This is a genomic window from Pseudomonas mandelii (assembly GCF_002251635.1).
Taxonomy (GTDB): Bacteria; Pseudomonadota; Gammaproteobacteria; order Pseudomonadales; family Pseudomonadaceae; genus Aquipseudomonas; species Aquipseudomonas mandelii_B.
The window spans coordinates 39,187-49,892 of record NZ_NMOJ01000061.1; the positions used below are offsets into that span (position 1 = coordinate 39,187).

Below are 10,706 nucleotides of genomic sequence, written 5' to 3' on the forward strand. Positions count from 1 at the left end.
TCAAGCCCAGGGACAACAACAATGACGCCCTCGAAGAACCACCATGAAAAGAGCTGCCGTTCGTGCCGCCGTGCATCGCTTCATCAGTCGTCTGCTGGAGGGTCAGGATGACTTCGACGACAACGCCAGCCTGGCGCAGTTGGGATTGGATAAACAGGATATCGAAGAGCTGATCTTCCATCTGGAGGATGAGCTGGGGTTGACGGCGTTTACGGCGGAAGAAGACCGGATGCTCAAGGAGGCCAGGACGGCGAATGATTTGAGTCGGTTTTTGGTGGAGATCGGGCGGCATTGAGTACGAATGCCAAGCGCGCGCTCGTGGTGAACTGTGGCGAGGGAGCTTGCTCCCGTTCGGCTGCGCAGCATGTTCCGAGTATTCCCTGACAATTCTGAGGCTACCAAGGGGCGCTGCGCGCCCCAGCGGGAGCAAGCTCCCTCGCCACAGAGGATTTGCCAGGTTTTAGCCAGTGCGGGCCAGACTTACCGGCGGCGCGGCTGGCGTCGACGCTGTTCGTCGTCAGTGCGAATTGGCACCGGTTGCAGAGGCGGTTCGATCAAACCGAGTGCAACACCCAGATCGTGCAGCCAGTTTTGGATTTTCTCTTTCATGGTGCCCCCTTCAGGGTAGTGCCGAGCGGCTGAAATTCTGTAGCCCCTTCGCACTGATAATAGTCCGAAGTCCTACGCAATGCTCGGCCAAATCCGCAATGATCTGTTACTGAATTGATCAGAATACCTGACCGATAGTTCAAGCAATCGCCGAAGCCTGCACTGGCGCCGATGGATAGACCGTCTGTTGCTGCTCAATCCACGCGTTCAGGTTGGCCCCGACCATGCCTTTGCGCCACATCAACCAGGTTGTTGCGTGGGCAAACGGCTCCGCCAACGGGTGCACCGCCACGCTTTCGCGGCCCGGCAGGCTGGCCAGCATCGACTCCGACATCAGCGCCACGCCTGAGCCGGCAATCACACACGCCAGCATGCCCGGGTAAGACTCGATCTCCATCGCCCGGCCCATGGCCGCATGGTCATGGGCGAACCAGGCTTCCAGACGCATCCGGTAGGAACAGCCCTGACGAAAGGTAAACACCGAGCGCCCTTCCACATCCAACGCGCTACGCACCGGCGGGTGATCGGCCTCGCTGATCAGCACCAGCCGCTCGTCGCATAACGGCACGCCATCCAGTCCGGCCAGTTCCAGCGGGCCGTCCACCAAGGCCGCATCGAGACGACCGGTGAGCAAGCCCTCAAGCAATTCGCCGCTGGGCCCGGATTGCACTTGCAGGTTCACCGCCGGGTACGTGCGGTGATAACGCGCCAACAACCCCGGCAGATGAATCGCCGCCGTGCTGTACATGGTGCCCAACACGAAGTCCCCGGCCGGTTGCCCGCCCTGCACCGCCGCCTGAGCTTCATCGCGCAAGTTGAACAGCTTGGCGGTGTAGTCCAGCAGGACTTTTCCCGCAGGTGACAACTGCAAACGCTGACGCTCGCGGACGAAAAGCTCTACACCGAGCTGCTCTTCAAGTTGCTTGAGCCGCGTCGACAGGTTCGACGGCACACGGTGCAGGCGCTCGGCCGCACGGGTGATGGAGCCCTCTTCCGCCACGGCCTGGAAAATGCGCAATTGACTGAACTCCATACCTTTCTCCAAAACTGAACAAGTTACTCACTATTATTCATTTTTAAAGAAAGTCAATCAGTCCTAGCCTGACGGTCATTGAGCCTTTACCGGAATTCAGACCATGTCTCCCTTGATTCGCTTACTCGCCAGCTTTATCGCCCTGATGATGGCCATGGGCATCGGGCGTTTCGCCCTCACGCCGCAAATGCCGCACTTGCTCAGTGAAGGTCAAATCGACCTGACCGCCGCCGGTCTGATTGCGGCTGCCAACTACCTCGGTTACTTCGTCGGCGCCGTGGATGCCATGTTCTCTCGTCGCCCCGAACAGGTTCGTCGGCGACTGCTCGGTGGTCTGTGGTTGTGTGTGCTGCTGACATTGGCGTCTTTCTGGGCCAACGGGTTCTGGTCGCATCTGGTGCTGCGATTCGGTACCGGCGTGGCCAGCGCCTGGGTATTGGTGATGATCACGGCGTTGAGCCAGCCACTGGCCGCGGCAGCCGGTCGCCCACGACTGGGCGCCCAGGTATTCGCCGGACCGGGTTTGGGGATTTTTCTTACAGGAATGTTGGCCTTGGGCTCACACCTGCTGGGGCAGACGTCTGCCACCCTGTGGCTGGTGTATGCCGGTGTCGCCTTGGCGATGCTGCTGGGGATTCTGCCGTTTCTGCCGCAATCGACCGCCGCTGCGGTTGCCGCACCGAGCTCAGGCACTTCGAGTCAGCAAGGCATTGGCCGTCTAGGTGTGATCTACGGACTGTACGGTTTGGGCTACATCATCCCCGCCACGTTTCTTTCGCAAATGGCCAGCGCCCAATTCCATGGTCAATGGCAGGCCGACCTGTTCTGGCCGTGCTTCGGCCTGGCGTCGGCCATCGGAGTGGTACTGGTCAGTCTGCGTCGACAAACCCCGAATGGCACTCGCCACTGGCTGATGGTGACGTTGTGGCTGCAAGCCGCCGGCGTCTTTGCCTGCCTGTTGGGCAGCGGGCCGGGCTTGGCCTTGGGCGTCATTCTTTGCGGCACGCCGTTCCTGGCCTGCATGCAATTGGTGATGCAACGCTCCCGGGAACTGGCGCCCCACGCCACCCAACGCAACGCCGGGTTGCTGACGGCGTGCTTCGCCGTGGGTCAGCTCGCAGGACCGTTGCTGGCGGCGCTGAGCAGCAACTTCAGTGGCGGTTTGCAGCCAGCACTGGTGGTTGCCGGCAGTGGCTTGCTTGTCGCCGGTGGGTTGTTGTTGCGTCCGGTCACTGCTGCCCAAGGGCTTTGCGCAAACGACGGCGCACCCACTGCTCAGCGCTGACAAACGTGATGCCCAACAATACCAGCACGGCACCGATGACGAAGTTAACGCTCAGTTCTTCACCCAGCAACACCACGCCGAACGTGACACCGAACAGCGGTGTCATGAACGAAAACACCGCCAGGTTCGCGGCCAGGTAACGGCGCAACAGCCAGAACCATGTCAGGTAGCTGAAGAACGACACCACCAGCCCCTGGAACAGCACGCTCGCCACCGCCACGGTGGTCAGGCTGACGTGGGTCACCTGACCGCTGAGGATCGCGATCAGCAGCAGCCCGACGAATCCGACGATCAGTTGATAGAACAGAGTCAGCGTCACCGGAGCTTCCGACAGCCGCGAGGCGCGCACCACCACCGTGGTCGCGCCCCAGGATGCCCCGGCCAGCACACCCAACGCATCGCCCATCAACATGCGGTGATCGAGGTTGTCCCAGGACACGCCGCCGGCAAACGCGATGGCGATCCCGACGAACGCGAGGAAAATCCCCAGCCACTGCACGGGTCTCAACCGTTCGCTCGGCAGCAGCCAGTGCACGCCCAATGCGGTGAAAATCGGCGCGGTGTAGAGGAACACCGACATGTGCGCAGCCGTGGTCAGTTGCAAGCCTTCGGAAATGAAGAAGAACTCCAGACCAAATAGCGCACCGGCCAGCAAACCACCGCGCCAGGTGTTGCTGACCTGATCCCAGCCGCCCTTCCAGCAGATCAACAGTCCTACAAGCAACGCGGAAATACCCGACCGCCCCGCCGCCTGCATGACCGGCGCGATGTCGGGCGCCGCCCATTTGATCATTACTTGCTGCACGCCCCAGATCAGGCACAACCCGATCATTACTTGCAGGGCAAACCCATCGGCGCTACGCCGGCTGGCGCTCACCGGAACACCTCGACAACAACAAACATGGCAGTGACTCGACAGTAAAAACAAAGCCCCGGCCTGCTTGCTGGACAAACGGTTTCGGGGCGAAAAGTTATGCTGTCGATTATTAACCAGATGGCCAGAAAATGCCGCTGCGGAGGACTTTTNNGCCCGCGATAACGTCATCGCAGGCAACTGGATCACAGCATCTTTCGCGCAACCCAATACCCAACAGTGCAGGCAACGCAGGTGGCCAACGTGCCCCAGGCCATGTCCATCAACGCCAACTGCGCCGACCATCCGTTCAACGTCGCCCAATTACTCAAGTCATACGTGCCGTAAGCCACCAGCCCTAACAACGCGCCCAGCGCCGAGGCTCGTCGCCAAGTCTTTGCCGGCAACACCACGAACACCACACAACCGAATACATAGAGAAGATAGAACACCGCTGCCGGGGCCAGCAGCGGTTGGTCGAGCATCAGCGGACCGAGCAGCGCCCGATAAGTCGGCGCCATCAGCACGCCGAGCCAGAGGCCGTCGAGCACGAGAAACGCGAGCAAGGTGCCCGCGTAAGCAAACAGCATTTTTTTCATAGCCGCCCAACCCCATGTAATCGTCCTACATGGGGCCGGAGCGAGGTCAGCTTAGTTCAATGCGATCGGCATGAATGACGATCTGACCCTGCTTGTAGAGCGCACCAATGGCCTTCTTGAAGTTGCCTTTGCTGACGCCGAACAAGTTGCTGATCACTGCCGGGTCGCTTTTATCGCTGACCGGCAAGGTGCCGTTGTTTTCACGCAATTTGGCGAGGATTTTCGAGTTCAGGCTGGAGGCCGCTTCCTGGCCGACCGGCTGCAGACTCAGGCTGATGTTGCCATCGGCACGAATCTCTTTGATAAAGCCTTTCTCTTCCTTGCCCGGGCGCAGGAACTTGAACACTTCGTTCTTGTGGATCAGGCCCCAGTGCTTGTTGTTGATGATCGCCTTGAAGCCCATGTCCGTGGCTTCAGCCACCAGCAGATCGACTTCCTGGCCTACCTGGTAGTTGGCAGGCGTCTTGTCCAGGTAGCGGTCCAGCCGTGCAGTGGCGGTGATGCGCTTGGTGTGCTTGTCGAGGTAGACATGCACGACGCAATATTCCCCGGCGGTCAGCTGACGTTTTTCTTCGGAGTACGGCAGCAACAGGTCCTTCGGCAGGCCCCAATCCAGGAAAACACCGATGCTGTTGACTTCAACGACTTTCAAACTGGCGAAGTCACCGACCTGAACTTTCGGCTTCTCAGTCGTCGCGATAAGTTTGTCATCGCTGTCCAGATAAATGAAAACGTTAAGCCAGTCTTCATCTTCACTGGGAATATCTTTTGGGATATACCGGTTGGGCAAGAGGATTTCGCCATCTTGNCCACCGTCCAGGTACAAACCAAAGTTAGTGTGTTTAACCACTTGCAAGCTGTTGTAGCGCCCGACTAAAGCCATTTCCAATACCCTCATTGCGTGGGCGGCATTCTACCCGGTTTTGCGGGCGGCGTTCCCGTAGCCAGCCCGGTGACAGCAGAAATTCTTCTGCAGGCCTTCATTTTCCTGGGTTCTGCCTCGGGCTTTTGGCCGCTCGTCAGGCCGAACGGGTGATCGCCACCCTCGCCAACGGATCTGAAACCTGTGTTTTTCTACCGTCGTTCTTATTTAAAACAGCGGCTTAGGGACGTATTTCGAATAATAGCTTGTGATTAATGACGCCCCTGCGATGTGTATTTTGGGGGGATATTAGCCAAGCAATTGTCAAGTATTTCCTGTACGATGCCTGGCCAAGTTAATTTTCTACAGGTTAGTGGCCGCCATGCGCGTAAAAGCATCCAACAGCAAAGCAAAGCCAGCTCCAGCCGTTGAAACCAGCGAATCGATCAACAGCCAGATTGCTGCGTTCCTCAAGTCCGGCGGTGAAATCCAGCAAATTGCCAAGGGCGTGAGCGGCCAGACTTTCGGCCCGTCCAAGCAGATCAGCCTGGGCAAGAAGTAACACTTCCCCCAAAGATCCGCCGCGTCACCTGGTCCGTAAGCGCTTTGAGCTTCGAAGCGCTTGGACTGGAACCTCCCCGCAACACCCCGCCAAACACATCAATATTTCAAAAATCGACGAACGGCCTTCAATGCCGTGCATTCGCCGGTATGCTTGCACACGTCTAGATCAAGCGTTTCAGTAGGTTTTTGTTCCTGCTCCTCGCGGTCATGGAGTGACGCATGCTCAAACCCTCCTATCTATTGCTCGGCACCCTGCTGTCGTGTTCGGTCGCCAACGCGCAAGTCTTCCAGCGTGAATTGGGCGATTTCGATCTCAAACTCGGCACCACCCCCAGCCGCAGCATGGCCCAGGGGCTGGTCAAGCCTTCCAGCACCGGCTCGTTTCACGGTGGCCTGGACCTGAGCCATGACAGTGGCTTTTACGTGGGGCAATGGGCACCGAGCATGGGTTTAACGCCGGGAGCCAACCTTGAAGTCGACTCCTACATGGGCTTTAAACAGCCTTTCGATAATACCCTCGGCTACGAAGTCGGCATGATCCGCTACAGCTATCCAAAAGTGGACACCCTCGACAGCCAGGAGCTGTTCGGTGGCCTGACCTTTCTCGGCAGCCGTTTCGGCGCCGCGTTCAGCAACGACCCGGACAAACAGAACAGCACCGTCTTCGCCGACCTGGGCGGCAATCAGCCGTTCGGCATCGGGATCAGCATGAAATACACCACCCACCAACTCAACACGCCAGCGTCCGTCGACGGCGGCTATATCGGCAGTTTCACCGATTGGTCCGTGCAACTTTCCCGGCCGTTCATGGGTGTCGACCTGAACTTGATCTACAGCGACTCAAGCCTCAGCGGTAGCGACTGTTCCGCCTACTCCGGGCACAACAGCCAGTGCGACGGGTTGGTCACCCTCAAGGCCGAACGCGCCTTCTATTGATCGGCTGAACTGCCGGGCCCATTCTGCGTTCACATAAGAATCCCCCTCACGAAGCCAGGCTTTCGCAAGGATTCGCTCATGTCGCGCTGGTTAAAATATCTCGCCGTCATCATCACTCTCAGCCTCGCCCTTGGCGCCTGTAGCCGCGTGGGCCTGGCCTACCGCAACCTCGACGTGATCATTCCGTGGACGCTCAGCGACTATCTGGACATGAACGGCGAACAGAAAGGCTGGTTCAACGAGCGCCTCAAGGAACACCTGGCCTGGCACTGCACCACGCAATTGCCAGGCTATCTCGACTGGCTGGACCGCTTGCAAACCATGGTCGAGACCAATCAGGTCACCGACGCCGCACTGCAATCCCGCACTCAAGAAGCCAAGGCTGCCATCGCCCAGACCGCTCGGGAAATCACCCCTTCGGCCATCGAATTGTTACAGGGGCTGGACGACAAGCAAGTCGCGGAAATGAACGACGCCTTCGCCAAGGACCAACGCAAGCGTCAAGACGAATACGTCAAACCAACGCTCGACCAGCAGATCAAGGAACGTAGCGAGCGCATGCAAAAACGCCTGAATGACTGGCTTGGCCCGCTCAGCCCGACCCAGCAACAACGGGTGGTGACATGGTCGAACGCCTTGGGTGACCAAAACACGCAATGGATCGCCAACCGAGCGCATTGGCAGAAGCAATTCAGTGCGGCCGTTGCGCAGCGCCAGAGTCCGGAATTCCCACAACGAATCGAGACGCTTCTCGTGAATCGCGAGAGTTTATGGACGCCGGCGTACCGTCAGGCTTACGCCAACACTGAAGCGCAAGCACGGGGATTGTTTGTGGATCTGATGGCCGAGAGCACGCCGGCTCAGCGTCAGCGGCTGTTGAAAAAGATTGAAGGGGTGCGCAAGGACTTCAACGATCTGAAATGCCTGAAAGCCGCGAAACAGGGCTAAACACAACACAAATCAAACTGTGGGAGCGGGCTTGCTCGCGAAGGCGCAGTGTCAGTCAACATCATAATTGCCTGACACTGCGCCTTCGCGAGCAAGCCCGCTCCCACATTGGTAACCGGTGGTCTTCAGGCGATCTGAGCCTTCGACGCCACCTCATCAAACGTCAGCTCATCCAGCGCATCTTCCTGCTCATCCAATACCTGCCGCGGATGATCATTACCCGGAATGCTGCTGTCGATCAGGCTCAACAAACTCGAGCCCCGCGGCGTCAAAATGTAATTGGAGCCGGTGCCGCCCTGCTCTTCTGGCCGAGGCTCGATGTAACCACGCTGCAGCAGTAACTTTTCGTACTCGCCGGCCACCGCTTTGAGGTGATCGAGGTTTTCAGTCGCTTCGCCTTCCGACGCTTTCTCCGCAGCGTACTGCTCGGCATACGGGCGCGGCGTGAAGCTGTTTTCACCTTTCTGCACTTCGTGCAGCAAGCGTTCAATCAAATCCCAGTTGTAAGTTGTCATCCTGATTCAACCTCCAAAGCCTGTGAGAGAGAGGGCCTTCTTAAGTTGTGACCGACACCACACGCAGCCGTTCAGCCGAGTTTTTTGCGGCTAACGACCGACGGCATGTCGATTTGGACGCAGGTCAAACGACTAGGCTCTGTAAGACACCTCCCAGCATTGCGAAGGAGAAACCTGATGAACGTTCAGAACCATCCCGTCGTGTCCCGTGAAGAATGGCTCGCCGCCCGCAAACAACACCTGGCCCACGAAAAAGCCTTCACCAAGGAACGGGACAAACTCAGCGCCGAACGCCGCGCCCTGCCCTGGGTGAAAATCGACAAGGACTACCACTTCCAAGGCCCCCACGGCGAACTCAAACTCGCCGACCTGTTCGGCGGCCGCAGCCAATTGGTCATCTACCACTTTATGTTCGCCGCTGGATGGGATGAGGGATGCCCCGGCTGCTCGTTCCTGTCCGACCACATCGACGGCGCCAACCAGCACCTGACTCACCATGACGTCGCCGTGGTGGCGGTTTCCCACGCACCGTTTGCCGAATTCCAGGCATTTAAACGGCGCATGGGCTGGAAATTCGACTGGGTGTCGTCAGAAGGCTGCGATTTCAACTACGACTTTGGCGTCACCGCCCGAGCCGAAGACGTCGCTGCCGGTAAGGCCACCTACAACTACGAAAAAACTGACGGTGCCGAGGAAGAACTTCCCGGCCTCAGCGTGTTTTATCGCAATGAAGCGGGAGAAATCTTTCACACCTATTCCACTTATGCCCGAGGCCTCGACCTGCTGGTCGGCGCCTACAACTACCTCGACCTGACGCCCAAGGGGCGCAACGAGGAGGAAATCATGGAATGGGTACAGCATCACGACAAATACGAAGACAAGGCGTCGCCCAGTTGCTGCCATGCTGGATAGTGCGCGTTAAAACACATAACAACTTTCAGGCCGATGGGTCTCGAACCGCCACGACCGGATCACGCCATCGGCCGTGGTGTACACCGAGTAACTGCAGTCGAATAGCCAGTTGAAGTAGTAGCGATTACCGTCGCCCTCGACCACTCGCTCATAGCGGTGTTCGTGATTGTTCGGGGACCACAACATGACCCGACAGCGAACATCGCAGGGGCCGCTCTCGATGTTGGGCATGGGCTGCCCGACCAGGCTGTTCGCGCTGTCAATCCATGCTGAACGAGAAGGTCCGCAAGCGGATAGCGACAGGGCTAGCACCATTAATATTAATTTTGGAAACATGTCCGATCCTGGGGTATACAGATTTTCTGTTCGAAAACTCAATATTTAAAATTGGTTTTTACTTCTCCACCANNCAGGTGAACTTTCAGCAGGCCGCAGCCTCAACCGTTTAACCGCCCAATACGGAATTCGAGGCCTGATATGAAAACCCTGCTGAAACTCACCCTCACCATCACCCTCGCCAGCGCCCTCCCCGCTTGGGCCTGCACCCCCGAAGAAGCCACCGCCAAGCGCGAACAACTGGCCAAGGAAGTGACCAGGCTCACGGAACAGAATCCGAAGAAGGCCAAAGAGATCAACGCCGAGCTGCAAAAGATGGATCTGGGTACCGCCAGCGCGGATTTGCCCGACAAGTGCCAGCTGATTGATCAGCGGTTGAAAGAGCTGCAGACGGCGGATAAAAAGGCTGAGAGCTGAAACCAGGGCCTTCGGATCGCTCCTACGCAAACAACGACGGTTCCTCCGGCGCTGTCACAGGCGCCGTTCTTTCGATCTGGAATTTGCACTAGCGCATTTAATTATTTGCACAAACGCATATTCATGCCTAAGGTTACCTCGAGCCCGGATCGGAGCCGGCCATCAACCATGGCAAACCGCACACGCCGATCGCTCAGCCACACCGCTACAGACCCACTAGCTGGACGCTAGTTTTCACTCATGGAGGATTGAAAATGTTAACCACTGAAGCCACGTCATTCACCGGCGAAACCCTGCCAAGGTGCCTGACCGGTCATCTGCTCAACCCGCAACTGTCCGATGTCGAATCGGCTGCCCCCCTCAATGCACTGGCCGCTGCCAGCCTCAACTTCAGCATGCAGAAACAAACCCAGACCAACTGGTGCTGGGCGGCTGTTTCCGCGTCGGTCGGCAACTACTACGGCACCGGGTCCTGGACCCAGTGCGGTGTTGCCAGCAACGCGCTGGACCGCAACTGCTGCAACCAGCCGGGGCCGTGCAACGTCTACGGCTACCTGGATTCCGCGCTTCGGATCACGCGCAGCTACAACGGCATGAATCAAGGCTCGCTGCAGATGTCGGCCATCCAGAACCAGCTCAACATGGGCCGCCCCATCGGTTTGCGTTGCGCCTGGTACGGTGGCGGTGCGCACTTTCTGGTGATCTATGGCACCAACGGCAACTACCTGTTGATCGCAGATTCGATCTACGGCTATTCGACCCGCGCATTGAACTCGTTCCCCGGTTCGTACAACGGCGGCGGCAATTGGACCAACACTTACTTCACCGTAAAAAACT

15 protein-coding genes are annotated in these 10,706 nt (G+C 58.2%); 8 read left to right on the forward strand and 7 right to left on the reverse strand.

All coding sequences use genetic code 11. The features are described from left to right. Positions 1 to 43: 43 nt before the first annotated feature. On the forward strand, positions 44 to 295 hold the full coding sequence (locus B7L09_RS09280; RefSeq protein WP_094468574.1) for a phosphopantetheine-containing protein: 252 nt from the start codon (positions 44 to 46) through the stop codon (positions 293 to 295). A gap of 185 nt (positions 296 to 480) precedes the next feature. On the opposite strand, the gene B7L09_RS32360 is transcribed toward B7L09_RS09280, so the two are convergent. Next, entirely contained in the window at positions 481 to 609 is a 129-nt protein-coding gene (locus tag B7L09_RS32360) for a PA1414 family protein (RefSeq protein ID WP_003184145.1), read from the reverse strand. Between the two features lie 139 nt (positions 610 to 748). Beyond that, entirely contained in the window at positions 749 to 1,642 is an 894-nt protein-coding gene (ptrR, locus tag B7L09_RS09285; protein ID WP_094468575.1) for a putrescine utilization regulator PtrR, read from the reverse strand. A 103-nt stretch (positions 1,643 to 1,745) separates the two neighbouring features. On the opposite strand from ptrR, the gene B7L09_RS09290 reads away from it, so the two are divergent. Then, positions 1,746 to 2,927: an MFS transporter gene (locus B7L09_RS09290; RefSeq protein ID WP_094468576.1), complete on the forward strand. Its 1,182-nt coding sequence runs from the start codon at positions 1,746 to 1,748 to the stop codon at positions 2,925 to 2,927. Here B7L09_RS09290 and B7L09_RS09295 read toward each other — a convergent pair. The 3 genes from B7L09_RS09295 to B7L09_RS09305 all read right to left on the reverse strand — a co-directional run bounded on the left by B7L09_RS09295 (position 2,872) and on the right by B7L09_RS09305 (position 5,262). Next, positions 2,872 to 3,804, reverse strand: a complete 933-nt coding sequence (locus B7L09_RS09295; protein ID WP_094468577.1) for a DMT family transporter — start codon at positions 3,802 to 3,804, stop codon at positions 2,872 to 2,874. The genes B7L09_RS09290 and B7L09_RS09295 overlap by 56 nt on opposite strands. A gap of 182 nt (positions 3,805 to 3,986) precedes the next feature. Further along, the gene (locus B7L09_RS09300) at positions 3,987 to 4,379 is read right to left on the reverse strand and encodes a DUF2177 family protein (protein ID WP_094468578.1); all 393 of its coding nucleotides are present in this window, start codon (positions 4,377 to 4,379) and stop codon (positions 3,987 to 3,989) included. A 46-nt stretch (positions 4,380 to 4,425) separates the two neighbouring features. Continuing rightward, entirely contained in the window at positions 4,426 to 5,262 is an 837-nt protein-coding gene (locus B7L09_RS09305) for a CvfB family protein (protein ID WP_094468579.1), read from the reverse strand. A gap of 361 nt (positions 5,263 to 5,623) precedes the next feature. Here B7L09_RS09305 and B7L09_RS09310 point away from each other — a divergent pair, with 361 nt between their 5' ends. From B7L09_RS09310 to B7L09_RS09320, 3 genes are all read left to right on the forward strand, one after another. Next, a complete protein-coding gene (locus B7L09_RS09310) occupies positions 5,624 to 5,803 on the forward strand; it encodes a PFL_1563 family small protein (RefSeq protein ID WP_003193095.1) in 180 nt (59 codons plus the stop codon). A gap of 221 nt (positions 5,804 to 6,024) precedes the next feature. Next, on the forward strand, positions 6,025 to 6,741 hold the full coding sequence (locus tag B7L09_RS09315) for a TorF family putative porin (protein WP_094468580.1): 717 nt from the start codon (positions 6,025 to 6,027) through the stop codon (positions 6,739 to 6,741). 78 nt (positions 6,742 to 6,819) lie between these two features. Next, complete coding sequence (locus B7L09_RS09320) at positions 6,820 to 7,689, forward strand: DUF6279 family lipoprotein (protein ID WP_094468581.1); 870 nt, start codon at positions 6,820 to 6,822, stop codon at positions 7,687 to 7,689. Between the two features lie 125 nt (positions 7,690 to 7,814). Here the strand turns inward: B7L09_RS09320 and B7L09_RS09325 are convergent, their stop codons facing one another. Next, positions 7,815 to 8,204, reverse strand: a complete 390-nt coding sequence (locus B7L09_RS09325; protein WP_094468582.1) for a transcriptional regulator — start codon at positions 8,202 to 8,204, stop codon at positions 7,815 to 7,817. Between the two features lie 177 nt (positions 8,205 to 8,381). Here B7L09_RS09325 and B7L09_RS09330 point away from each other — a divergent pair, with 177 nt between their 5' ends. Then, positions 8,382 to 9,116 carry a DUF899 domain-containing protein gene (locus B7L09_RS09330; protein WP_094468583.1) on the forward strand — a complete coding sequence of 245 codons (735 nt, stop codon included), beginning with the start codon at positions 8,382 to 8,384 and terminating at the stop codon, positions 9,114 to 9,116. 6 nt (positions 9,117 to 9,122) lie between these two features. Here B7L09_RS09330 and B7L09_RS09335 read toward each other — a convergent pair whose 3' ends face one another. Further along, positions 9,123 to 9,347: a hypothetical protein gene (locus B7L09_RS09335; RefSeq protein ID WP_094468584.1), complete on the reverse strand. Its 225-nt coding sequence runs from the start codon at positions 9,345 to 9,347 to the stop codon at positions 9,123 to 9,125. A gap of 246 nt (positions 9,348 to 9,593) precedes the next feature. Here B7L09_RS09335 and B7L09_RS09340 point away from each other — a divergent pair, with 246 nt between their 5' ends. Together B7L09_RS09340 and B7L09_RS09345 are read left to right on the forward strand one after the other, a co-directional pair. After that, on the forward strand, positions 9,594 to 9,869 hold the full coding sequence (locus B7L09_RS09340) for a hypothetical protein (RefSeq protein ID WP_094468585.1): 276 nt from the start codon (positions 9,594 to 9,596) through the stop codon (positions 9,867 to 9,869). A 254-nt stretch (positions 9,870 to 10,123) separates the two neighbouring features. Further along, the coding region (locus B7L09_RS09345; protein ID WP_094468586.1) for a papain-like cysteine protease family protein at positions 10,124 to 10,706 on the forward strand (583 nt) is incomplete at its 3' end.

Bases quoted from the DNA above. Each gene is read 5' to 3' on its own strand.
- B7L09_RS09310 (WP_003193095.1), top strand. From the start codon at position 5,624: ATGCGCGTAAAAGCATCCAACAGCAAAGCAAAGCCAGCTCCAGCCGTT.
- B7L09_RS09315 (WP_094468580.1), top strand. From the start codon at position 6,025: ATGCTCAAACCCTCCTATCTATTGCTCGGCACCCTGCTGTCGTGTTCG.
- B7L09_RS09290 (WP_094468576.1), top strand. From the start codon at position 1,746: ATGTCTCCCTTGATTCGCTTACTCGCCAGCTTTATCGCCCTGATGATG.
- B7L09_RS09320 (WP_094468581.1), top strand. From the start codon at position 6,820: ATGTCGCGCTGGTTAAAATATCTCGCCGTCATCATCACTCTCAGCCTC.
- B7L09_RS09335 (WP_094468584.1), bottom strand. From the start codon at position 9,347: ATGCCCAACATCGAGAGCGGCCCCTGCGATGTTCGCTGTCGGGTCATG.
- B7L09_RS09280 (WP_094468574.1), top strand. From the start codon at position 44: ATGAAAAGAGCTGCCGTTCGTGCCGCCGTGCATCGCTTCATCAGTCGT.
- B7L09_RS09300 (WP_094468578.1), bottom strand. From the start codon at position 4,379: ATGAAAAAAATGCTGTTTGCTTACGCGGGCACCTTGCTCGCGTTTCTC.
- B7L09_RS32360 (WP_003184145.1), bottom strand. From the start codon at position 609: ATGAAAGAGAAAATCCAAAACTGGCTGCACGATCTGGGTGTTGCACTC.
- ptrR (WP_094468575.1), bottom strand. From the start codon at position 1,642: ATGGAGTTCAGTCAATTGCGCATTTTCCAGGCCGTGGCGGAAGAGGGC.
- B7L09_RS09340 (WP_094468585.1), top strand. From the start codon at position 9,594: ATGAAAACCCTGCTGAAACTCACCCTCACCATCACCCTCGCCAGCGCC.
- B7L09_RS09330 (WP_094468583.1), top strand. From the start codon at position 8,382: ATGAACGTTCAGAACCATCCCGTCGTGTCCCGTGAAGAATGGCTCGCC.
- B7L09_RS09325 (WP_094468582.1), bottom strand. From the start codon at position 8,204: ATGACAACTTACAACTGGGATTTGATTGAACGCTTGCTGCACGAAGTG.